This window comes from Streptomyces sp. NPDC001796, from assembly GCF_042892355.1.
Classification (GTDB): domain Bacteria; phylum Actinomycetota; class Actinomycetes; order Streptomycetales; family Streptomycetaceae; genus Streptomyces.
Genome location: NZ_JBIAUC010000009.1, coordinates 166,325 through 187,880, shown reverse-complemented (window position 1 = coordinate 187,880; position 21,556 = coordinate 166,325). Strand labels below are relative to the sequence as shown.

Below are 21,556 nucleotides of genomic sequence, written 5' to 3'. Positions count from 1 at the left end.
CCCTTGCTGGTGCCTTGCTGGGTGCCTTGGGTGGACGGTCACCGTGGGAGGGGGCGGGAGGGTGCGACAGGGCACACCGTGGCGTGATTCACCGCTCCCACGGACGTGCCTCCTGTCCGAAGCACTGACTCGCGCCTGCCCGGGCGTATTGGCCGCAAACACCGGTCTTCGGAAAGTCTTCGGCCCAGTCCCGGCGCGCTGCGGACGACACATCACACGGGAGCCGTGCCGCCTGCCCCGGCGCCCTGGACGGCTCGCACACCGGGGCCCTGGACTGCTCGCATGCGTGCCGCCCGCCCCCGCGCCGACACCTCGTGGCGTCCGCGCGGCCCCGGGGCTCACCGGTGGGCAGCAGGTTTTCCCCGCACCGGCCGGGTGACTCGACAGGTGCGATCCGTACGCCCCCTCTTCCCACGGGAGGTTCCCGATGGCCACCAAGGTCGCCGACCACGTCCTTGCGCGTTTGCGCGAGTGGGGCGTGGAGCAAGTCTTCGGCTACCCCGGCGACGGCATCAACGGGCTGCTCGCCGCCTGGGGCCGCGCCGAGGACAGGCCGCGGTTCCTGCAGGCGCGGCACGAGGAGATGGCCGCGTTCGAGGCGGTCGGCTACGCCAAGTTCAGCGGCCGTCTCGGTGTGTGCGCGGCCACGTCGGGACCCGGCGCCATCCATCTGCTCAACGGCCTGTACGACGCCAAGCTCGACCATGTGCCCGTGCTCGCGCTGGTCGGCCAGACCCACCGCACGGCGATGGGCGGCTCGTACCAGCAGGAAGTCGACCTGCACACCCTCTTCAAGGACGTCGCCTCGGACTTCGTGGAGACCGTGATGGTCCCCGAGCAGCTGCCGAACGTCCTCGACCGCGCGATCCGCACCGCGTACGCGCGCCGCGCCCCCACGGCGCTGATCATCCCCGGTGACGTGCAGGAACTGGACTACTCGCCGCCGACGCACGAGTTCAAGATGGTCCCCTCGAGCCTCGGCCGCAGCGCCTGGACGGCGGTCCCCTCGCAGGAGTCCCTGGAGAAGGCCGCGGAGGTCCTCAACGCCGGCGACAAGGTGGCCATCCTGATCGGCCAGGGCGCGGCCGGCGCGGTGACCGAGGTGCAGCAGATCGCCGAGCTGCTGGGCGCGGGTGTGGCGAAGGCGCTGCTGGGCAAGGACGTGCTCAGCGACGAGCTGCCGTACGTCACCGGCTCGATCGGTCTGCTGGGCACCCGTCCGTCGTACGAGCTGATGCGCGACTGCGACACCCTGCTCACCATCGGCTCGTCGTTCCCGTACACGCAGTTCATGCCGGAATTCGGCAAGGCGCGGGCCGTGCAGATCGACATCGACCCGCACATGATCGGCATGCGCTACCCGTACGAGGTGAACCTCGTCGGCGACGCCAGGGCGACGCTCCAGCGTCTGATCCCGCTGCTGGACAAGGACCGCGGCCGGGAGTGGTTCGAGACCGTGTGCGCGAACGTGTCGCGCTGGCACGAGGTGATGCAGAAGCGGGCGGAGCTGTCCGCGGACCCGATCAACCCGGAGTACGTGGCCCGTGCCCTGGACCCGATGCTGCCGCACAACGCGATCATCACCTCCGACTCGGGTTCGGTCGCGAACTGGTACGCACGGCACCTGACGATGCGGCCCGGTATGCGCGGGTCGCTGTCCGGGACGCTGGCGACGATGGGCAGCGGGGTCCCGTACGCGATCGGCGCGAAGTTCGCCCACCCCGACCGGCCGGTGATCGCGCTGGTCGGTGACGGCGCGATGCAGATGAACGGCCTCGCGGAGATGATCACGGCGGCGAAGTACAAGGACCGCTGGGAGGACCCGCGGCTGGTGGTGGCCGTGTGGAACAACCACGACCTCAACCAGGTGACGTGGGAGATGCGCGCGATGGAGGGCGCCCCGTCGTTCCTGCCGTCGCAGGAGATCCCGGACGTTCAGTACGCAGCCTTCGCCCGCTCCCTCGGCCTGACCGGCATCCGGGTGGAGAAGCCGGAGGACGTCGAGGCGGGCTGGCGCGCGGGGCTGGAGGCGGACGGCCCGGCGGTCGTCGAGTTCCTGACCGACCCGGCGGTGCCGCCGATCCCGCCGCACGCCAGCTGGGAGCAGATGCAGGCCACGGCGGCCTCGATCCTGAAGGGCGACGCGGACCGCGCCGGGATGATCCGCCAGGGGTTCAAGGCGAAGGTGCAGGAGTTCCTGCCCGGACGCGGCAACAAGGAGTCGTGAGGAGCCGTATCGAGACCCGGACACGGCCGAAAGCGGACGATCGCCTGCGGGGCGGCCGTGTCGACCGGCGCCCCTCGGGTACACGCGGGGCCACGCGACATATGGAGGGACTCATGCAGCGAGGCAGCGACCGGCTGAACGTCCACCGCGACGACGAGATGAAGCACGAACTCCAGGGGCTGCTGCGCTCGGGCCACCCGACGCGGACCGAGGAGTGGCACGACCCCGAGCCGACCGCCGACGACGACCCGGCGGTGTGGGCCGGTCCGGTGATTCCGGGCGGCGCGCGGTCCGTGGCCGATGTGCGCTTCGAGCTGGCGCGGATCCTGGGGCGTACGGCGTTCCCGGGCCGCCCGCCCGAGCTGATCGACGCCCTGCGCCGCCACCATGCCCCGGACGCGCTGGTCGCCCCCCTGGAGCGGCTGCCGCGCTCGTCGCGCTACGCCAACGCGCAGGAACTCGCCGAGGCGATCGTGGGCGGAGAAGGGGCGGGCCGGAGCGCATAGGCGTCCGACGCGCGGGTACTGCGGGCGTCGTCCCGCCGACACATCCGCCCCCTGACGGCCGGGGGAAGCAGGAAAGGACAGCAGGCGATGGCTGATTTCGTCAGGGAGGTCATGACGCAGGGCGTCGTGGCGGTCCTCCCGGACGCCTCACTGGTGGAGGCGGCGCAGCTGATGCGCGCCGAGGACATCGGGGACGTCCTGGTCGCCGAGGACGGGCACGTCGTCGGTGTGCTCACGGACCGTGACATCGCGCTGCGGGCCGTCGCGGACGGCGCCGACCCGCTGACCGTGAGCGCCCGTGCGGTGTGCACCCCCGACCCGGTGGTGGTCGGTCCCGACGATCCCGTGTCCACGGCCGTGGACCTCATGCGCGGGCACGCCGTCCGCCGGCTGCCGGTCGTCGAGGACGGCCGGCCGGTGGGCATGGTGAGCCTGGGCGACCTGGCCGTCGCGCAGGACCCGACGTCGGCGCTCGCGGACATCAGCCAGGCGGAGCCCGGAGGCGGGCGCGGCGGGGTGCCCGCGTGAGCCGCCGGGGCCGGGCCGACCGGGTCAGCGCGTACGGCGCCACCGTGGACGTCGGCGACGCGACGACCCGCTACCTGCTGTACGGGCTGCTGCCGTTCTGGTTCGCGCCGGGCCTCGCCGACTGGCTGATGCACCGGCGCACCGGGATCGAGGACACGTCCGGCACGAAGGAGTCGTTGATCCACGCGCTGATGATGACCGAGGTGGGCGTGCCCATCGCGCTCACCCTGCGCTACGAGGTCAACCCGCTGCTGCTGTGTGTGCAGTTGGCGGGCACCGCGGTGCACGAGGCGACCGCGCTGTGGGACGTGCGCACCGCCGAGGACAGCGACCGTGAGGTCAGGCCGGTGGAGCAGCACATCCACAGCTTCCTGGAGTCGCTGCCGTTCGCGGCGCTCGCCGCGCTCGGGTGTCTGCACTCCGACCAGGTGCGGTCGCTGCTGCGCGGCGGCCGGGGCGACCCGCGCGCCTGGCGGCTGGTGCGGCGGCGCCGGCCGCTGCCCCGGGGCTATGTCATGGGAATCGCGGCGGCGATCGGTGCGTGTGTGGCCCTGCCGTACGGCGAGGAGTTGCTGCGGTGTGTCCGGGCCGCCCGGCGCCGGGCGCGCGACGGGAAGGCGCCGGAGGAGGCGGGCGACGAGGCCGTGTGGCAGGCAGCCGTATGGCACGCACAGGCACAGAAAGGACTGTGAACATCATGCGTATCGCGTTCCTGACCGCGTCCGAGGGCGTGGAGCAGGTGGAACTGACCGAGCCGTGGCAGGCGGTGAAGGACGCCGGCCACCAGCCGGTCCTGGTGTCGACGAAGCCGGGCCAGGTGCAGGCGTTCAATCACCTGGACAAGGCGGACACGTTCCCGGTGGAGGCGGTGGTCGGTGAGGTGCAGGCCGAGTCCTTCGACGGGCTGGTGCTGCCGGGCGGGGTGGCGAACCCCGACTTCCTGCGGATGGACGAGCAGGCGGTGGGGTTCGTCCGTGCGTTCTTCGACCAGGGGCGGCCGGTAGCCGCGATCTGCCACGGCCCGTGGACGCTGATCGAGGCCGACGTCGTACGGGGCCGCACCCTGACGTCGTGGCCGAGTCTGAAGACGGACATCCGCAACGCGGGCGGTACCTGGGTCGACGAGCAGGTGCACATCGACCGCGACGGCAACCTGCTGATCACCAGCCGGAAGCCGGACGATCTGAAGGCGTTCGACGAGGCGATCCTGGCGGAGTTCACCGGCCAGAAGGGCTGAACTACTGAACGATTGAACGACTGAACGAGACCGGCGGAAAGGACCCGCCCCGCGGCCCCCATCGGGCCGCGGGGCGGGTCCTCGCGCAGGCGGTCAGCGGGTCGGTTCGGCTTCCTGGGCCTCTTCACAGGTGCCGCGCTCCCGGGCGCCGTCGCGGGTGCGGCCGGCCGCGGTCGGGCGGCGCGGATGGCGGCGGAGGTATTCGCCCTCCAGTTGCGCCATCCGGTCGTTGTGCGCGCGCAGCGCGTCGTTCGAGCCGTAGAGCAGCGTGTCGTGGCGCGTGCGGTGGATCGTCTCCAGCTCCTTCATGAGCTGCTGGTCGGTCAGCCGGCCCGGGTCGACTCCGGTCATTGCTGGTACCCCGCTCGTCGTGTTCGTCGGTGCGGTCCGGGTACCCGCCCGGAAAAGCAATACCCCGAGCGGCATCCGGGAGGGAGCCATGGATCTCGCCTTTCTCCATCCACTGTACGAACATCCCGGCCCCTGGGCCTCCGTATACGTCGACACCTCCCGGCATACGGAGTCCACGCCTCATGAACGCTCCCTGACCGCTCAGTCCCTGTACCGGGAGCTCGCCGGGCAGGGCGCGGACGAGCCGACGTGCCGGGCCGTGCAGTCCGCGGTCGAGGATCTGGCCCACTCCCCCGAGCCGCACGGCAGGGCCCTGTTCGCCCGATCGGGCGAGGTGGTACTCGATCCGCCGCTGGCCGCGCCGCCGCAGGGCTCATCCGCGCTGTGGGCCACGCTGCCGCACACGGCGCCGCTGCTGGAGCTCGCGAACGAGGAACCGGTGTGCGTGGTGGCGTACATCGACCGCAAGGGCGCCGAGTTCGAGCTGCGCGGGGCGCTGGGCAGCCGGGAGGCCGGGTCGGTGACCGGGAAACAGCATCCGCTGCACCGGACGAGCAGCGCCGACTGGTCGGTGCGCCACTTCCAGCTGCGCGTGGAGAACACCTGGGAGCACAACGCGGCGGAGATCGCGGACGCGCTCGCCGTCTGCCAGGAGGAGACCGGCGCCGACCTGGTGGTCCTGGTCGGCGAGGAACGCGAACGGCGCTCGGTGCACGAGCGGCTGCCGCGCCGGCTCCAGGACCAGGTGGCCGAGACGACGCACGGTGCGGGCAGCCGACTGCTCGACGAGGAGGTGGAGCGGATCCGCACCGAGCATGTGCGGCGCCGCGCCGAACAGGAGCTCGAGCGCTTCCTGGCCGCCCGGGCACCGGACGAGGAGGGTCGTGCGGGCGCGGTCGAGGGCGTGCCGGCGGTGATCGAGGCGGCACGCGAACACCGTATCGACGAACTCCTGATCAACCCGGACGGCCCGGACACCCGCCGTGAGGTGTGGATCGGCGAGGACCCGGACCAGGTCGCGGTGCGCCGCACGGACCTCAAGGCGGTGGGCGAGCGGCACGCCTGGTCGGCCCGCGCGGACGACGCGCTGCTGCGTTCCGCGGTGGAGACGGGCGCGGCGGCCGTCTCGGTGACGGCCGCCAGGAGCCAGGAAGGTCCGGTGGGTGGAGTGGGCGCGCTGCTGCGCTGGGCATAGGCGGCACGCTGGGCGCATGCCGGCATGCGCCGCGCGTACTCCCGGCGCGCGCCTAGCGTGCGCGCTCCACTCTGCGTTCGTCCCACACGGGCTCCGATGTCTCCCGTACCCGTCCGTCGGCGCCGAAGACGAGGTAGCGGTCGAATGAACGGGCGAACCAGCGGTCGTGGGTGACGGCGAGTACCGTGCCCTCGAAGCTGTCGAGCCCGTCCTGGAGCGCCTCGGCGGACTCCAGGTCGAGGTTGTCGGTCGGCTCGTCGAGCAGCAGCGCGGTCGCCCCCTCCAGTTCGAGGAGCAGGATCTGGAACCGGGCCTGCTGGCCGCCCGAGAGCCGGTCGAAGTGCTGCTCGGCCTGGCCCGTCAGCTCGTAGCGCCGCAGCCGGGACATGGCTGCGCCGCGGTCCTGGGCGTGCTCCTTCCAGAGGATGTCGAGGAGGGTGCGCCCCTGGAGCTCCGGATGGGCGTGGGTCTGGGCGAAGTGGCCCGGTACGACCCGTGCGCCGAGCTTCCACTGCCCGGTGTGGGTGACGTCGTCACCGGCGAGGAGGCGCAGGAAGTGCGACTTGCCGGAGCCGTTGGAGCCGAGGACGGCGACCCGTTCGCCGTAGAAGACCTCGAGGTCGAACGGTTTCATCAGCCCGGTGAGTTCGAGGCCCTGACAGGTCACGGCCCGTACGCCGGTACGGCCGCCCTTGAGCCGCATGGTGAGGTTCTGCTCGCGCGGCGGCTCCGGCGGCGGGCCGGCCTCCTCGAACTTCCTCAGCCGGGTCTGGGCGGCCTGATAACGGGACGCCAGCTCATGGCTGACGGTCGCCGCCTGGCGGAGGTTCAGCACCAGCTTCTTCAGCTGGGCGTGCTTCTCGTCCCAGCGGCGGCGCAGCTCCTCGAAGCGGGCGAACCGCTCGCGGCGGGCCTCGTGGTACGTGGCGAAGCCGGCGCCGTGCACCCAGGCGTCGGCGCCGGCCGGCCCGGGCTCCACGGTGACGATCTTCTCGGCGGCGCGGGCGAGGAGTTCACGGTCGTGGGAGACGAACAGGACCGTCTTGCGGGTCTCGGCCAGCCGTTCCTCGAGCCACCGCTTTCCGGGTACGTCGAGGTAGTTGTCCGGCTCGTCGAGGAGCAGGACCTCGTCGCCGCCGCGCAGCAGGGCCTCCAGGACGAGCCGTTTCTGCTCGCCGCCGGAGAGGGTGCGGACCTGGCGCCACTGCGCCCTGTCGTAGGGGACGCCGAGTGCGGCGGTGGTGCAGATGTCCCACAAGGTCTCGGCGTCGTAGCCGCCGGCCTCGCCCCAGTCGGCGAGCGCCTGCGCGTAGCGGAGCTGGGCGGCCTCGTCGTCGACGGTCATGATGGCGTGCTCGGCGGCGTCGACGGCACGGGCCGCTTCGCGGATGCGGGGCGGGGCCACCGAGACGAGGAGGTCGCGCACGGTCGTGTCGTCGCGGACGGACCCGACGAACTGTCGCATGACGCCGAGGCCACCGGTGACGGTGACGGTGCCGGCGTGGGGCTTCAGCTCTCCGGAGAGCAGGCGCAACAGCGTGGTCTTGCCTGCGCCGTTGGGCCCGACGAGTGCGACGACGGTGCCGTCGCCGACACGGAAGGACACGTCGCCGAGCAGGGTCCTCCCGTCGGGGAGGTGGTACTCGAGGTGCGCGGCTTCAAGGTGTCCCATGGGGCGCATTGTCATCGGCGGCGCCGAAGCCGGGCAAAGGGTTTTCGCCCCCGCCCTGCCCTTCCGGTCCCCGGGGGCTGCGTTCCCGGACCCCCGCTGTCGGCCTTGCGGCCTCGCCCTCAAAACCCCGAGCTCTTCGAGGGGGCAGGGGCCCCGGACGGGCTGAAGGAACGCAGACCCCGCCAGGGGCTCCGCTCCTGGAACCCGACGGGGACTGCGTCCCCTGCCCCCTGGCCGGGTTGCGCCCGGGGCCCCTGGCGGGTTGAAGGGCGGAGCCCCCGAAGGTGGGACGGGTAGGGGCGGCGGGGGCGAAAAGCCGTCGTCGGGGTACCCGCAGGGCCATGAGTGCTGATGTCGACCTCACCACCCAGCCACCCGGCCCCCACCCCCTGCGCGACCGCCTCCTCGGCCTCGACTGCCGATTGTTCGAGTCCGTCGCCGCCCGCCACTGGCCCGGCGCCGACCCCCTGCTCCCCCGCCTGAGCCGGGCCGCCAACCACGGCGTGCTGTGGTTCGCCACCGCCGCCGCCCTCGCCGCCACCCGCAGCCCCCGGGCCCGCCGCGCGGCCGCCCGCGGTGTCGCCTCCCTCGCGCTCGCCTCCGCCACCATCAACACCCTCGGCAAGCGCTCGGTCCGCCGCCCCCGTCCCGTTCTCGATCCGGTCCCGGCCGTGCGCCGGCTCAAGCGGCAGCCGATCACCACGTCCTTCCCCTCCGGCCACTCCGCCTCCGCCGCCGCCTTCGCCACCGGTGTCGCCCTGGAGTCGCGTGGCTGGGGTGCCGCCGTCGCGCCGCTCGCCGCCGCCGTCGCCGTCTCGCGCGTCTACACCGGTGCTCACTTCCCGAGCGACGTCCTCGCGGGCGCCGCCCTTGGCGTGGGCGCCGCCTACGCCGTACGGGGCCTCGTCCCGACCCGCGATCAGCTGCCGCCGTCCGACCGCCGGCGCTCCCACGAGGCCGCCGCCTTGCCGGAGCCCGTCGCGCCCGCGCTCGGCGACGGCACGGGGCTCGTGGTCGTCGTGAACAAGGGCGCGGCGACCTGGGACCGGGTGCGGGCGCTCACGGAAGCGCTCCCCGGCGCGGAGACCGTGGAGTGCGAACCGGCCGAGGTGCGCACCGAGTTGGAGAAGGCTGCCGCCCGCGCCCGCGTGCTCGGCGTCTGCGGTGGCGACGGCACGGTGAACACGGCGGCCGGCGTCGCCCTGCGCCACGGCCTCCCGCTCGCGGTGCTCCCCGGCGGCACCCTCAACCACTTCGCGCTGGACCTCGGCGTGGAGGACCCGCGTGACCTGGTGGGCGCCCTCACCCGGGGCGACGCCGTCCGGGTCGACGTGGGCCGGTTCACCTCGGGTGAGACGCAGGGCTGCTTCCTCAACACCTGCAGCCTCGGCGTGTACGCGGAGCTGGTGCGCGAGCGGGAACGCTGGTCCCCCCGGATCGGCGGCTGGCCGGCCGGTGTGCTCGCCGCCTGGCGCGTTCTGCGCGCCGACCGCCACCCCCTGGCCGTACGAATCGGCGACCGCACGCACCCGCTCTGGCTGCTGTTCGCGGGCAACGGCACGTACCACCGTATGGGCCTGGTGCCCGGCCGCCGCTACGACCTGGCCGACGGGCTGCTCGACGTGCGGGTCGTGCACGGCGGGCGCCGGCCCGCCGCCCGTCTGCTGGCGGCCGCGTTCGCGGGCCCGCTCTCGCGCTCACCGTTCCACGCTGCCCTGCGGGTCCGGCGACTGCACCTGGACGGAGTCGCCCCCGGCACCCTCCTCGCCTACGACGGGGAGGTCACCGCCGTCCAGGGCGAAGTGACCCTCGAGACCCTGCCCGAGGCGTTGACCGTCTACCGGCCGCTTCCCGCCGACTGAACCCTGTGCCGCCCGTGTTCAGGGGGCACCCCGGTACCTACCGCGGTCACCAGGCCGCGTCCACATTGCAAGACGGCCGTCTCATCATTCGGCTGGATCGCTTACCGTGACGCGTACCGCCCGCGGCGACGCCCGGGTCCGTACGAGGGGAAGAGGATCGTCATGCCGAAGGAGACGGCCGTCTACACGCACGGCCACCACGAGTCCGTGCTGCGCTCGCACACCTGGCGGACCGCCGCCAACTCCGCTGCGTACCTCCTCGGCTCGCTGAAGCCGCACATGAGGATCCTGGACATCGGCTGCGGGCCGGGCACCATCACCGCGGACCTGGCGGCCCTGGTTCCCGACGGTCATGTCACCGGCGTCGACCGCGCCCCGGAGATCCTGGACCAGGCCCGGGCGGCGGCCGACGCCCGCGGGGTCACCAACGTGGACTTCGCGGTCGCGGACGTGCACGCGCTGGACTACGCGGACGACACGTTCTGCGTGGTCCACGCCCACCAGGTGCTCCAGCACGTGGGTGATCCGGTCCAGGCGCTGCGCGAGATGTACCGGGTCACCCGGCCGGGTGGTTTCATCGCCGCGCGCGACGCCGACTACGGGGCCATGACCTGGTATCCGGCGTCCCAGGGCCTGGACGACTGGCTGGACCTGTACGAGCGCGTCGCCCGCGCCAACGGCGGCGAGCCCGACGCGGGGCGGCGCCTGAAGTCCTGGGCGCTGCGGGCGGGCATCAAGGACGTCACCGCCACCTCCGGCACGTGGACTTTCGCCACCGCCGAGGAGCGGGCCTGGTGGAGCGGGCTGTGGGCGGATCGCACGCTTGCCTCCGCCTACGCCGAACGGGCGACGAGTGGTGACCATGCGACCGTCGAAGACCTGAGGGCCGTTTCGACCGCCTGGCGGGAATGGGGCCGGCACGAGGACGGATGGTTCTCGGTGCTGCACGGAGAAATTCTCTGTCGAAAAGAGGTCTGATTCCCGCTGTTGGGGAAACTTGAATGGCAGGAGGTGTGACTATGGTTCCGATCCTGCTCGTTCTTCTTCTGGCCGTGATTCTCTTCGGCGTCGGATTCGCCGTGAAGGCTCTGTGGTGGATCGCCCTGGCAGTGCTGGTCGTCTGGCTGGTGGGCTTCTTGGCCCGCGGCACTACAGCGGCCGGCGGGCGGGGCCGATGGTATCGCTGGTGAATCAGGTGCCCGGGCGGTGATCCGCCCGGGCACCCGATTCCCGTGATCCTTCGGCGATCACTCCCGCGGAAGCAACGATCCAAGCGGCCCGAGGTCCAGATTCAGGTCCTCGGGCCGCAGTCCGTAGCGCTCCCGCAGCTGGGCCATACGGTCCTCGAGCAGCATGAGGGTGAGCCCGATGCGCTCCTCCTGGTCCTCGGTGAGCTCACCGGTGTCGAACCTGCGCAGCGCCTGTCGCTCCATGAGCTGGCGCAGCAGCTCGACGACGGTCAGCACGAGCTTGACCAGGTCACGCTCCACGGTGTCGGGTTCCAGGTCGAGCCGATTGCGTCCCTCGCTCATGTCACCGCTCCTCCGGCCAGGGGGCCGGCACCTGGGCGCCGACCGAGCTGATCAGCGCGTTGAGGTCGATACGGACGAGGTCCACGTCCGCGATGCGCAGGGTGAGGTCGCCGGTGATGACGACGCCGCCGGCCAGCAGCCGGTCGAGCAGGTCCACCAGGGCGACCTGACGGTGCTGAAGTCCGTCGACGGTCACGGCCCCTCCCGCCCTTCGACGCCGCTGAACGAGTACGCCGCCCAGGGGCCGGTGAGTTCGACCCGCACTCCGGTAATTCCGCTTTTCTCCTGCTCCACTTTTGTCACGAACGCCTCGGACCCGGAACGCGGCACAAGATAGGCGGCGTTGAGCACATTGCGACCGGAAGAACCGGAGAGCGCAGGATTCTGCGGGGCGTGCAGCCGGAAATCCTCGGCGCAACCGGAAAGATTCTCGTGCAGTTGGCGCGCGAACCGTTCGGTGTTCTCCTGCATTTCCTCGTGGGCCTGCCGGCGCACACGGCGCTGGCGCAGGTAGTCACGGCCGGAGACCGGTTTCCGCGGCGGCTGGGAGGCTTTGCCTGCCCCTTCCGCCTCTGCCGGACTCTCCGTTCCTTGCGTCTGTCCTTGCGTCTGTTCCGTCTCCGCGTACACCTTGACGCCCCATTCGACCCGGCCGTCCAGACGGTCGAGGGCGCGGTGGAAGTCGTCCGCGCGCTCCTGGAGCATCGCGCGCACGCCGCTGTCGTCCCTGAACACCGTGGCGAGCCGCAGCGGCAGGGGCGTGGTGACGGTGGTGAGCGCGTCCACGACGCCCTGATGGGCGCGGGCGGTGGCGGCCAGCCAGTCCAGGTCCTCCAGACGGGCGCGCAGCGCCTCCTCGGCGAAGTCCCGCTCCGGGACCGTGCTGACGACGGCGACCAGGCCGTCGTGCGCCAGCTGCCTGGGCGGCACGCCCGCGACGCCCGCCGGGCCGTCCTCGAGCGCCGCGTGAAAGGGGCGGCAGACGGCGTACACGTACCGCAGTCCGTTCACTGTGCCTCCTTCTCGCCGCGCGCGCCCTCCAGTTCGGCCAGCCGGTCGCGCAGCTCGGTGTTCTCGCGGGCCAGTTCGTTGTTGCGGGCGCGCGACGACAGCGCCGGGTCGGTCTCCCACCAGTCGATGCCCATCTCCTTCGCCCGGTCGACGGAGGCGACGACGAGGCGGAGCTTGATGGTGAGCAGCTCGATGTCGAGCAGGTTGATCCGGATGTCGCCGGCGATCACCACGCCCTTGTCGAGGACGCGTTCGAGGATGTCGGCGAGGTTGGCTCCGCTGCCGGCGCCGTACGGCTCGGGAAACCGGCCGGGCGTCGTCATCGACGGCCCCCGCGCGCGACGTCCCCGGGCTCCTCGTCCGCGTACTCGTCGCCCTCCGCGTCCTCGTACCCTTCCGCGTCCGCGTCCTCGTAGGATCCTTCCTCCGCGTCCTCGTCCTCGTAGGATCCTTCCTCCGGGTCCGCGTCGGGTCCTTCTTCCTCCTCCGCGTACCCCTCCGGATCCTCCTCGTCCGCGTAGGGCTCGTCGCCCTCTTCGTCCTCTCCGCCCTCCAACTCGGCGCTCTCGTCCTCGTCGCGGGATTCCTCGTCGCGGGATTCCTCGTCGCGGGATTCCTCGTCGCGGGATTCCTCTGCCTCCTCGTCCGCCACCGCGTCCTCGTGGCTGCGGACCACCTCGCCGTCACGGATCTCGCCGCGCCAGCCGTCCTCCGCCTCACCCTTCAAGGTGATGAACCGGGCGAAGTTCTTCAGATCCAGCCTGACCCGGCGGCCCTGCGCCCGCCACAGATTGCCGGTCTTCTCGAACAGGCCGCTCGGGTAGTACTCCATGACCAGCAGAACCCGGGTGAGGTTCTCGCCCAGGGGGTGGAAGGTCACGACACCCTTCGCGGTGCCCTTGGCGCCCTCCGACGTCCACTGGATGCGCCGGTCGGCGAGCTGCTCGGTGGTGTGCGCTTTCCAGCTGCGGTTGGACCAGAAGATTTTCGCCTGCCAGTCGGAGTGGGTGTCGTCGGCGCTGTTGGCGCTCTTGACGCCCTTGGCGAAGGTGGAGAAGTCCTGGTACTGCGTCCACTGGTCGTAGGCGGTGCGCAGCGGCACGCCGACGTCGACGGATTCCATGATGACGGTGGGCTTCTTGCCGCCCCCGCCCTTCTTCCTGCCCTTGCCGCCCCCCAGGTTGCTGACGGCTTCCTTGACGTTGTCCTTGGCGCGGGAGGCGCCGAGTTCCAGGGCGGAGCGCAGCGGTCCCTTGCCCTCGGCCAGCTTGCGGCCGCCGTCGAGCGCCAGCTTGGCGAAGCCGGGGCTGTTGCCTTCGGCGATGTCGTTGAGCTTGACGGTGGTCTCGCCGAGCTTGCGGCCGAGGCCGGTGAGCAGCTTCGTGGCCCGCGCGGCGAGGTACTCCTGGGCCTCGGCCTTCAGCCGGTCCGCGGCCTCGCTGCGGGCGAGGTGCGTCAAGGGGTTGTCCGTGGCCGCGCCCGTGGCCTTGCCGGCCGCGGAGGTGGCCGATCCGAGGGTGTCGGTCATCGGTCGTCACCGCCCTTCGAGGAGCCCGCGCCGCGGGCGCCGGCGGTCTTCTTCGCGGCCGTCCTGCGGGCCGCGCCGGCCGAGCCGCCCACCGCCTTCTTCGCCGGGGCCTTCTTCGCTGCGGTCTTCTTCGCCGCGGTCTTCTTCGCCGCGGTCTTCTTCGCCGGGGCCTTCTCGGCCGCCTTCCTGCCGGACGGCTCCTCCCGCCGGCTCTCGCGGTCGCTCTCACCGCGCGGCGGGCGGTCGCCTCCGTCCCGTTCGGTGCGGTTGCCGTCCTCCCGCTCATCGCGGTCGTCGTCCCGCGCCGCGCGGTCGTCGTCCTCGTCCCGGTCCTCGCCGGAGCCGCCCTCGGGCAGCTCGTCGCGCATCCGGGCGGTACGGTCGTGCAGCCGGTCGGCGAGCGCGTTCATCTGCCGCTCGACCATGGCCCCGGTGGCGGCCTTGCCGACGCCTCGCAGTTCCTGGCGCAACTGGTCGCCGATCTCCTTGAACTGCGGAGCGTTCATGAGCTGCTGGTTCACCGCGTTCGCGAGCGTCCGCGGGCTGAGGTTGAGCTTCTTGCCCGCCACCAGGGAGCCGACCGCGAGCGCCATTTTCAGCTTCTTGGTGCGTCCCAGAAAGTATCCGGCCCCTACGGCGAGGCCCAGTGCGGTTCGGTTCATGTCACGTCCCGTTGCCTGTGGTGTCGCCGGAGCGCAGCGCGATCTCCAGCCGGTCGAGCAGTTCGTCCTCGCGCCGGTCGAACTCCTCCTCAGTGATCTCGCCCGCCCCCAGTTGCTCCTCGAGGCGGGCGAGTTCGGCCCTCACGGCGGCGGGGTCGTAGTAGATCCGTTCCGCCTCACGGAGCACCTGTCTGATGGCCCAGGCGCTGCCGCGCACGGGGGCGAACGGCAGCATCAGCACCTCACCGATCAGTCCCACGGTGTTCTCCTTCCGCTCGGGCCGAAGGCCCCGCTAATGAGCGCCGGCGTCGATGCCCGCGGTGGTCCCCGCCGGCTCGGCGGGCCCCGGCTCGACGAAGCTGTACGGGGGCAGCGGCCCGTTGACGCGCACGTCGAGGTGGGGGTGCGCCTTGCGGAGCTGTTCGACGGCGGCCAGGAACGAGTCCGCCGTCTCACGCGCCACCAGGAACGACACGTTGGCGAGCCAGCCGGTGGACTCGGGGCCCACGCTGACGGCCTCGGCGGCCGGCTCCAGGGCACGCTGGAGCTCCCTGGCGTCCTCGGCCTCGCGGCTCTGCACCGCGGCCGCCACCATCTCGCCGAGCTTGAGCTTCTCCTCGTAACTTCCGCCGCCGGCCTTGCGGTTGGCCTCCGCCAGAGACCGGACCTCGGGGTTCTCGGCCATCACGTGGTGCAGGACGGCCTCCTCGTCGTGGCTGGCCTTGATGTTGTACTCGACCTTGCCGTCGAGGGTGCCGAGCCGCTCCCGGTAGTGGTCGGCGCGCTCTTCGAGGACGCCGGTGACGGCGTCGTCGTCCGGAGCGAGGCTGCCGAACCGCATGGGCAGGACGGGACCGCCCGCTGCCGCCTCGCTCAGGACGTTCTGGTGGGCGAGCAGGTCACGGCGCTTGGGGCGCAGCCCTTCGGGCGCGTCGCTGACGATCGCCGCCAGTTCGCCGCGCTTCAGGATGCGCACGGTGCGGGCCGGGTCGCCGACCCCGCCCATGCCGTCGGGGAGCGAGGGGTGGTCGGCCGCGGCGATGCCGTAGACGTACGTGCTCACTCCTGCTCCTCCTTCTTCTCGCGCGAGGCCGTCGACTTACGGGTGCGCCGGCTCGGTTCGCCCTGGGCCTCCCCGCGGGCCTGCCGGAAGGCGTCGGAGATGGTCTCGGCGGCGCCGGACAGCGCCCCCTTGGACTTGCCGCGCGCGCCGGACTCGGTCATCTCCCCGACCAGGTCGGGCAGTCCGGGGTCCTTGCGCGGGCCGGCCTCCAGGTCGAGCCGGTTGCACGCCTCGGCGAAGCGCAGATAGGTGTCGACGCTGGCGACGACGACCCGTACGTCGATCTTCAGGATCTCGATGCCGACGAGGGAGACACGGACGAACGCGTCGATGACGAGCCCTCGGTCGAGGACGAGTTCCAGGACGTCGTACAGGCCGCTGGAGCCGCCTCCGGAAGTTTGCTGTGCCGGGACAACGGTCATGCCGACCGGTCCTCCTTGTCTGTGTGTGTCGGTGCGTGCGGCGGGCTAACTGCCGCCGCCCCTGCGTGTGTCGGCCCTCCCGCGCTCGTAGCGGCGAACCTTCCGGTATCCGGTGAGCTCACCGTCGGCGGACACGTCCACCGAATAGCTCGCGAGCAGACTCATGGTGTCGGGGACCCGGGCCAGTTCCAGGACCTCGATCTCGAGAGTCCAGCCGTCCTCGGTGGGTTCGAAGGACGACACGGATTCGGCGGCCAGTCCGGTGAGCTCCGTGAACTGGGCGCGCGCATGGCGGAGCACCTCCATGGGGCTCGGCCGGCCGTCCGCCCGGTCGCCGTCTTCGGGAGAGTTCTGTTTCTGTGTACGTGGTGTGTTCGACATTGCCACCTCGAACACCGGGTGGCCCCAAAGGCATTGGCCAAACCTTCGGATGCCCGGGCCCTCAGCCGCGCAGGTCGTCGAGCCGCCGCCGGGCACGTACGAGGGAACGACCCCGGGGCGGCACGTCCGCCCAGGGGTCGGTGCGGGCCTGGTCCACCGCGTCGGCCACGGTCCAGCGGCGGGCGTTCAGATCCGGGTCGTCCAACTGACCCCAGGACAGCGGCGTGGCGACCGGTGCGCCGGGCAGCGCCCGTACGGTGAAGGGGGCGACCGCGGTCTGCGCGTACGCGTTGCGCTGCACGTCGAGATAGAGGCGGCCGCCGCGATCCTTCTTGCGGGCGGCGGTGGTGAGCAGGTCGGGGTGGGCGGCGGCGAGGACCTCGGCGATGTCCCTCGCGAACCGACGTGCCTCGTCGAAGTCGTGGTCGCCGCTGATCGGGACGACGACGTGCAGGCCCCGCGAGCCGGTGGTCATCAGGCCGGACGGCAGTCGCAGTTCGTCCAGCAGCTCCCCCGCCAGCCGGGCGGCTGTGCGCACTTGGCCGAAGTCGTCGTCCGCCGGGTCGAGGTCGAGCACGATGCGGTCGGGCGACTGGAGCCGGTCGGCGCGCGAGAGCCAGCGGTGCAGGGTGAGGCAGGCCTGGTCGGCGAGGTAGAGGAGGGTGGCGGTGTCGTCGCATACGGTGTGGCAGACGGTGCCGCCCTCCTTGGGCAGTTCGACGCGGTGGATCCACTCCGGGTAGTGCTCCGGGGTGTTCTTCTGCATGAAGCGGGGCCCGGCCACGCCGTCCGGGTGCCGCTCCAGCATCAGGGGACGGCCGCGCAGGTGCGGCAGCATGAAGGGGGCGACGGAGCGGTAGTACGCCACGAGGTCCGCCTTGGTGTACTCCTTGCCGTTCCCGTCGCCGGGGAAGAGCACCTTGTCCGGCCGGTGCAGCTCGACCGTGCGGCGGCCGGCCCGCACGGTCCGCGTGCTGCTCATGTCGCTCCCTTCGCTCACGGCACCACGGCGTGCTCCACCAGCAGCCGGGCCGAGGCGGCGATCGACTCCGCGTCGATGCCGGCGGCGTGCAGCTGCTCCTCGGGGGTCGCCGAGCCCGGCATCGTACGGACGGCGAGGCGCACCAGACGCGGTACGGGCCGACCGTCGAGGAAGGCGTCGAGCACCGCGTCGCCGAGGCCGCCCTCCTCGCGGTGGTCCTCCACGGTCAGCAGGCAGCCGGTGCGGTCGGCGGCCTCGCGCAGGGTCTCGCGGTCGACGGGCTTGACCGAGTAGAGGTCGATGACCCGCACGCGGATGCCCTGTCCGGCGAGGGCGTCGGCGGCCTTCAGCGCCTCGTGGACGGTGATCCCGGCGGCGACGATGGTGAGCCGGTCCTCATGGGAGGCGCGCAGCACCTTGCTGCCGCCGATCGGGAACTCCTCGGTGGGCCCGTAGATGACCGGTGTCTTCCCGCGCGAGGTGCGCAGATAGCGGACGCCCTCACGGCCGGCCATCGAGGCGACGAGCCGGGCGGTCTGGTTGGCGTCACACGGGTACAGCACGGTCGAGTCGTACACCGAGCGGAACATCGCGAGGTCCTCGAGACCCATCTGCGAGGGGCCGTCCTGGCCGATGGCGCAGCCGGCGTGCGAGCCGACGAGGTTGATGCCGGAGCCGCTGATCGACGCCATGCGCACGAAGTCGTGGGCGCGGGTGAGGAACGCGGCGAACGTGGAGGCGTACGGCACCCAGCCGCGCGCGGCCATGCCGACGGCGGCGCCGACCATGAGCTGTTCGGCGATGTAGCACTCGAAGTAGCGCTCGGGGTGTTCCTTGCCGAAGTACTCGGACCGGGTGGAGTCGCCGACCTCGCCGTCGAGGGCGACGACGTCGCCGCGGGCGTTGCCGAGCGCGGCGAGCGCCTGGCCGTAGGCGTCGCGGGTGGCGACCTCGTCCCCGATGTCGTAGCGCGGCAGCTCGAGGTGGCCGCCCTGCACGGCGTGCAGCATGCGGGCGGCCGGGGGCGCCTGGACCTCGACGTGGAGGTCGCGGAGGCCGCCGAGTTCCGCGATCGCCTCGTCGGCGTCCGGCAGCGGCTTGCCGTGCTGGCCCTCGCGGTCCTGGACGGCGGTGACGCCCTTGCCCTTGAGCGTGCGGGCGAGGATCGCGGTGGGCTGCCCGGTGGTGGACTCGGCCTCGGCGAAGGCCCGGTCGATCGCCTCGACGTCGTGGCCGTCGACCTCGACGGTGTGCCAGTCGAAGGCCTTGAAGCGGCGTGCGTAGGCGTCCAGGTCGTGGCCGTGGCGGGTGGGTCCGCGCTGGCCGAGCCGGTTGACGTCGACGATGGTGATCAGGTTGTCGAGGTGCTCGTGTCCGGCGTGCTCGGCGGCCTCCCACACGGAGCCCTCGGCGAGTTCGCTGTCGCCGCACAGCACCCACACCCGGTAGCCGGTGCGGTCGAGGCGCTGCCCGGCGAGCGCGATGCCGACCCCCACGGGCAGGCCCTGGCCGAGCGAGCCGGTGGCGGTCTCCACCCAGGGCAGCCGGCGGGGCGTGGGGTGCCCCTCCAGACGGCTGCCCAGCTTGCGGAAGGTGAGCAGCTCTGTCTCGTTGATCGCGCCGGCGGCCTTGTAGGCGGCGTAGAGGAGGGGCGAGGCATGCCCCTTGGAGAGGATCAGCCGGTCGTTCCCGGCGTGGGCGGGCCGTTCGAAGTCGTAGCGCAGGTGGTGGGCCAGCAGGACGGCCATCAGGTCCGCCGCGGACATCGAGGAGGTGGGGTGCCCGGACCCGGCCGCGGCGGAGGCACGGACGCTGTCGACGCGGAGCTGCTGGGCGAGCTCGTGCAGATGACGGGTGTTCATGTCTGTTCCTCCTTGCCGGACGTGTTGTTGCCGCCCGGCACGCGGGCCAGTTCGGGCGAGGACGACTCCAGCGGCACGGACCACGAGCGCACCAGCCCCAGCTGGACGGCCTGGCGCGGCAGCAGGGCGTCCAGCAGCCAGTCGGCGGCGACCCGGATGCGGTTGCCGGGCATCGCGGCGAGGTGGTAGCCGTGCGTGACGGCGGAGGCGAGCGGCCCCGACAGCGGCACGCCGAGCGGGGCGGCGGCGGCCTGCGGGCCACCGAGGTCCACGACGAAGCCCAGGTCGCGGTGGCGGTAGGCGCGCCGGGAGCCGATGCCGAGGGAGGCGGCGACGTTGCGCGCGCAGACCTTGCCGTGCCGCCAGGCGTGCTGCGCCGTCATGGGCGTGTACTGTCCGGGGTTCTCCAGGTCGGGTACCGCGGCCGCGTCACCGCAGGCGAACACCTCGGGATGGCCGGGCACCTGCAGGTAGGGGTCGACGAGCAGCCGGCCGCGCTCCAGGGGCTTGCCGAGGCCCTCCACGAACGGGTCGGGGCGGACGCCGACGCACCACACCAGCGTGCGGGTGTCGACGAACTCCCCGTCGGTCAGCAGCACTCCGTCGTGCGTGGCCTCCTTCACGGAGGTTCCCATCCGCACGTCGACACCGCGCCGCCTGAGAACACGGTCCGCGGTGCGGGAGAGCCGCTCGTCCATCTCCGGCAGCACGCGCGGGGCGATGTCCAGCAGCATCCAGCGCGGCCTGATGCCCTGGCGCAGCGGCTGCTTGCGCACCAGCGCGTCGGTGTACCGCTTGCCCTGCGCGGCGACTTCGGTTCCGGTGTATCCCGCGCCGACCACCACGAAGGTGCAGCGAGCGGCGCAGGTCTTGGGGTCGTCGGACGTGGCGGCCAGCTCGATCTGGCGGGTCACGTGGTCGCGCAGGTACAGCGCCTCGGGCATGCCCCGGAAGCCGTGGGCGTGCTCGGAGACGCCGGGGATCGGCAGCAGCTTGTTGACGCTGCCGACGGCGAGGACGAGCCGGTCGTAGCCGAGGGTGCCGCCGTTGCCCTCCGGATCGGTGTAGTGCACGGTGCGCGCGTCGAGGTCGACGCCGTCGGCCTCGCCGAGCACCAGGCGGATGTTGCGCAGGGTGCCGGAGAGCGAGACGGCGACCCGTCGCGGTTCCAGGATGCCGGTGGCCACCTGTGGCAGCAGAGGCAGGTACAGAAAGTAGTCCGTCGGGTTGAGCAGAGTGATGTCGGCCCGGTGCCGGGTCAGCCGGGCCAGGGTGCGGGCCGTCTGGTACCCGGCGAATCCGGCACCGACGATCAGGATGCGGGGTCGACTCACGATGCGCCTCCGGCGGTCTCGCGCGTACGTCGTCTGCCTGGCGGACGCACGGATGCGCCACCCGTGCGAGACCTTCCGCGTCCCCCAGGTCAGGGCGCCCAAACGCCGCCGGGTGTGCGTTTCGTCCATGTCCCGCACGGTTACCCGGCCGGTGACCGACGCGGTACCCCCTCCCCGGAGGTTCACCCATGACCGAGTACGGCTACTTCCTCTCGTGCGAGGAGTTCGGCCCCGCGGATCTGATCGAACAGGCGAGGATGGCCGAGCAGGCCGGTTTCCAGCGGCTGTGGATCTCGGACCACTACCACCCGTGGAACGACGCACAGGGCCAGAGCCCGTTCGTGTGGTCGGTGATCGGTGCGCTCTCGGAGGCGGTGTCGCTGCCCGTCGAGACCGCGGTGACCTGCCCGACCGTACGGATGCACCCGGCGGTGGTGGCGCAGGCCGCCGCGACCAGCGCGGTGATGACCGGCGGACGGTTCCGGCTCGGCGTGGGCACGGGTGAGGCGCTGAACGAGCACATCCTCGGCGATCCCTGGCCGCCCACGACCGTGCGCCTGGAGATGCTGGAAGAGGCGATCCAGATCATGCGCCGGCTGTTCACCGGGGAGCAGGTGACCCACTACGGCACCCACTACAAGGTGGAGAACGCCCGCCTCTACACGGTTCCCGACGAGCCGGTCCCCATCGACATCTCCGGTTTCGGGCCCGCGGCGACGGCGCTGGCGGCGCGTGTCGGCGACGGCTACATCACGATGATGCCCGAGGAGTCGATGGTGACGCAGTTCCGCAAGGGCGGGGGCGGCACCAAGCCGGTGAGCGGGGGCGCGAAGGTCTGCTACGGCACGGACCGGGAGGAGTGCGTGCGCACCGTCCGCGAGCTGTGGTCCAACGAGCTGCTGCCCGGCGAGATGGGGCAGGTGCTGCCGACGCCGAGGCACTTCGAGCAGCTGATGCCGCTGGTCTCGGAGGACATGGTGCGGGAGAACAGGGTGTGCGGCGACGATGTGGACGAACACGTGTCCGCCCTCACCGCGTTCGTGGACGCGGGCTTCGACGTGGTCTACGTCAACCAGATCGGCCCGGACCAGCGCGGCTTCTTCGACTTCTACCGGACGAAGGTCCTGCCTCAGCTGCCGCGGTGACCACGGTCGACGCAGTGGACACGAGCGAACCCCGGGGCCGGGCCCCGGGGTTCGCT

At 71.9% G+C, this 21,556-nt stretch carries 24 protein-coding genes and 1 pseudogene; 10 read left to right on the top strand and 15 right to left on the bottom strand.

The genetic code is table 11. The features are described from left to right. Window positions 1-427 precede the first annotated feature (427 nt). The 5 genes from ACFYZE_RS20520 (at window position 428) to ACFYZE_RS20500 (ending at window position 4,498) form a co-directional block, all read left to right on the top strand. A complete protein-coding gene (locus ACFYZE_RS20520) occupies window positions 428-2,227 on the top strand; it encodes a thiamine pyrophosphate-requiring protein (RefSeq protein ID WP_388995748.1) in 1,800 nt (599 codons plus the stop codon). Between the two features lie 113 nt (window positions 2,228-2,340). Next, window positions 2,341-2,733 (top strand): DUF2795 domain-containing protein, encoded by a 393-nt coding sequence (locus ACFYZE_RS20515; protein ID WP_103843324.1) that lies wholly within the window; start codon window positions 2,341-2,343, stop codon window positions 2,731-2,733. Between the two features lie 87 nt (window positions 2,734-2,820). Next, a complete protein-coding gene (locus ACFYZE_RS20510; RefSeq protein ID WP_388995745.1) occupies window positions 2,821-3,261 on the top strand; it encodes a CBS domain-containing protein in 441 nt (146 codons plus the stop codon). After that, the gene (locus tag ACFYZE_RS20505; RefSeq protein ID WP_388995742.1) at window positions 3,258-3,953 is read left to right on the top strand and encodes a diguanylate cyclase; all 696 of its coding nucleotides are present in this window, start codon (window positions 3,258-3,260) and stop codon (window positions 3,951-3,953) included. The genes ACFYZE_RS20510 and ACFYZE_RS20505 overlap by 4 nt, the downstream gene beginning before the upstream one ends. Window positions 3,954-3,958: 5 nt before the next feature. After that, a complete protein-coding gene (locus ACFYZE_RS20500) occupies window positions 3,959-4,498 on the top strand; it encodes a type 1 glutamine amidotransferase domain-containing protein (protein WP_388995739.1) in 540 nt (179 codons plus the stop codon). Between the two features lie 93 nt (window positions 4,499-4,591). Here the strand turns inward: ACFYZE_RS20500 and ACFYZE_RS20495 are convergent. Next, window positions 4,592-4,958, bottom strand: a pseudogene (locus ACFYZE_RS20495) (DUF6158 family protein). Here ACFYZE_RS20495 and ACFYZE_RS20490 point away from each other — a divergent pair. Continuing rightward, window positions 4,938-6,044, top strand: coding sequence for a Vms1/Ankzf1 family peptidyl-tRNA hydrolase (locus tag ACFYZE_RS20490; RefSeq protein WP_388995736.1), 1,107 nt, complete (start codon window positions 4,938-4,940; stop codon window positions 6,042-6,044). The pseudogene ACFYZE_RS20495 and the gene ACFYZE_RS20490 sit on opposite strands and share 21 nt — an antisense overlap. Before the next feature lie 52 nt (window positions 6,045-6,096). Here ACFYZE_RS20490 and ACFYZE_RS20485 read toward each other — a convergent pair whose 3' ends face one another. Continuing rightward, on the bottom strand, window positions 6,097-7,716 hold the full coding sequence (locus tag ACFYZE_RS20485; protein ID WP_388995733.1) for an ABC-F family ATP-binding cassette domain-containing protein: 1,620 nt from the start codon (window positions 7,714-7,716) through the stop codon (window positions 6,097-6,099). Window positions 7,717-8,057: 341 nt separating this feature from the next. Between ACFYZE_RS20485 and ACFYZE_RS20480 the strand changes: the two genes are divergently transcribed. From ACFYZE_RS20480 to ACFYZE_RS20470, 3 genes are all read left to right on the top strand, one after another. Then, window positions 8,058-9,578 carry a bifunctional phosphatase PAP2/diacylglycerol kinase family protein gene (locus ACFYZE_RS20480; protein ID WP_388995730.1) on the top strand — a complete coding sequence of 507 codons (1,521 nt, stop codon included), beginning with the start codon at window positions 8,058-8,060 and terminating at the stop codon, window positions 9,576-9,578. A gap of 162 nt (window positions 9,579-9,740) precedes the next feature. Beyond that, complete coding sequence (locus tag ACFYZE_RS20475) at window positions 9,741-10,556, top strand: class I SAM-dependent methyltransferase (protein ID WP_388995727.1); 816 nt, start codon at window positions 9,741-9,743, stop codon at window positions 10,554-10,556. 41 nt (window positions 10,557-10,597) lie between these two features. Then, window positions 10,598-10,768, top strand: a complete 171-nt coding sequence (locus tag ACFYZE_RS20470) for a hydrophobic protein (protein ID WP_200417980.1) — start codon at window positions 10,598-10,600, stop codon at window positions 10,766-10,768. 57 nt (window positions 10,769-10,825) lie between these two features. Here ACFYZE_RS20470 and ACFYZE_RS20465 read toward each other — a convergent pair whose 3' ends face one another. The 13 genes from ACFYZE_RS20465 to ACFYZE_RS20405 all read right to left on the bottom strand — a co-directional run bounded on the left by ACFYZE_RS20465 (window position 10,826) and on the right by ACFYZE_RS20405 (window position 20,355). Continuing rightward, window positions 10,826-11,110 (bottom strand): gas vesicle protein K, encoded by a 285-nt coding sequence (locus tag ACFYZE_RS20465; protein ID WP_388995724.1) that lies wholly within the window; start codon window positions 11,108-11,110, stop codon window positions 10,826-10,828. A gap of 1 nt (window position 11,111) precedes the next feature. Then, window positions 11,112-11,306, bottom strand: coding sequence for a gas vesicle protein (locus tag ACFYZE_RS20460; protein WP_200417982.1), 195 nt, complete (start codon window positions 11,304-11,306; stop codon window positions 11,112-11,114). Further along, a complete protein-coding gene (locus tag ACFYZE_RS20455; protein WP_388995721.1) occupies window positions 11,303-12,121 on the bottom strand; it encodes a GvpL/GvpF family gas vesicle protein in 819 nt (272 codons plus the stop codon). Before ACFYZE_RS20455 ends, ACFYZE_RS20460 begins: the two co-directional genes overlap by 4 nt. Continuing rightward, the gene (locus tag ACFYZE_RS20450) at window positions 12,118-12,444 is read right to left on the bottom strand and encodes a gas vesicle protein (RefSeq protein ID WP_388995718.1); all 327 of its coding nucleotides are present in this window, start codon (window positions 12,442-12,444) and stop codon (window positions 12,118-12,120) included. The genes ACFYZE_RS20455 and ACFYZE_RS20450 overlap by 4 nt, the downstream gene beginning before the upstream one ends. After that, a complete protein-coding gene (locus ACFYZE_RS20445; protein ID WP_388995715.1) occupies window positions 12,441-13,649 on the bottom strand; it encodes an SRPBCC family protein in 1,209 nt (402 codons plus the stop codon). Before ACFYZE_RS20445 ends, ACFYZE_RS20450 begins: the two co-directional genes overlap by 4 nt. Beyond that, window positions 13,646-14,311 (bottom strand): DNA primase, encoded by a 666-nt coding sequence (locus ACFYZE_RS20440; RefSeq protein WP_388995712.1) that lies wholly within the window; start codon window positions 14,309-14,311, stop codon window positions 13,646-13,648. Before ACFYZE_RS20440 ends, ACFYZE_RS20445 begins: the two co-directional genes overlap by 4 nt. Before the next feature lies 1 nt (window position 14,312). After that, window positions 14,313-14,570 carry a gas vesicle protein GvpG gene (locus tag ACFYZE_RS20435; RefSeq protein ID WP_200417987.1) on the bottom strand — a complete coding sequence of 86 codons (258 nt, stop codon included), beginning with the start codon at window positions 14,568-14,570 and terminating at the stop codon, window positions 14,313-14,315. Window positions 14,571-14,603: 33 nt separating this feature from the next. Beyond that, complete coding sequence (locus ACFYZE_RS20430) at window positions 14,604-15,374, bottom strand: GvpL/GvpF family gas vesicle protein (protein ID WP_388995709.1); 771 nt, start codon at window positions 15,372-15,374, stop codon at window positions 14,604-14,606. Beyond that, a complete protein-coding gene (locus ACFYZE_RS20425; protein WP_388995706.1) occupies window positions 15,371-15,796 on the bottom strand; it encodes a gas vesicle structural protein GvpA in 426 nt (141 codons plus the stop codon). Before ACFYZE_RS20425 ends, ACFYZE_RS20430 begins: the two co-directional genes overlap by 4 nt. Before the next feature lie 45 nt (window positions 15,797-15,841). Continuing rightward, on the bottom strand, window positions 15,842-16,177 hold the full coding sequence (locus ACFYZE_RS20420; RefSeq protein WP_388995703.1) for a gas vesicle protein: 336 nt from the start codon (window positions 16,175-16,177) through the stop codon (window positions 15,842-15,844). Window positions 16,178-16,238: 61 nt separating this feature from the next. Then, window positions 16,239-17,159, bottom strand: coding sequence for a non-homologous end-joining DNA ligase (gene ligD, locus ACFYZE_RS20415; RefSeq protein WP_388995700.1), 921 nt, complete (start codon window positions 17,157-17,159; stop codon window positions 16,239-16,241). 14 nt (window positions 17,160-17,173) lie between these two features. Beyond that, window positions 17,174-19,021, bottom strand: a complete 1,848-nt coding sequence (locus ACFYZE_RS20410; protein ID WP_388995697.1) for a transketolase — start codon at window positions 19,019-19,021, stop codon at window positions 17,174-17,176. Next, window positions 19,018-20,355, bottom strand: a complete 1,338-nt coding sequence (locus ACFYZE_RS20405) for an NAD(P)/FAD-dependent oxidoreductase (RefSeq protein WP_388995694.1) — start codon at window positions 20,353-20,355, stop codon at window positions 19,018-19,020. The genes ACFYZE_RS20410 and ACFYZE_RS20405 overlap by 4 nt, the downstream gene beginning before the upstream one ends. 188 nt (window positions 20,356-20,543) lie before the next feature. On the opposite strand from ACFYZE_RS20405, the gene ACFYZE_RS20400 reads away from it, so the two are divergent. After that, entirely contained in the window at window positions 20,544-21,500 is a 957-nt protein-coding gene (locus tag ACFYZE_RS20400) for an LLM class F420-dependent oxidoreductase (protein ID WP_388995691.1), read from the top strand. Window positions 21,501-21,556 lie beyond the last annotated feature (56 nt).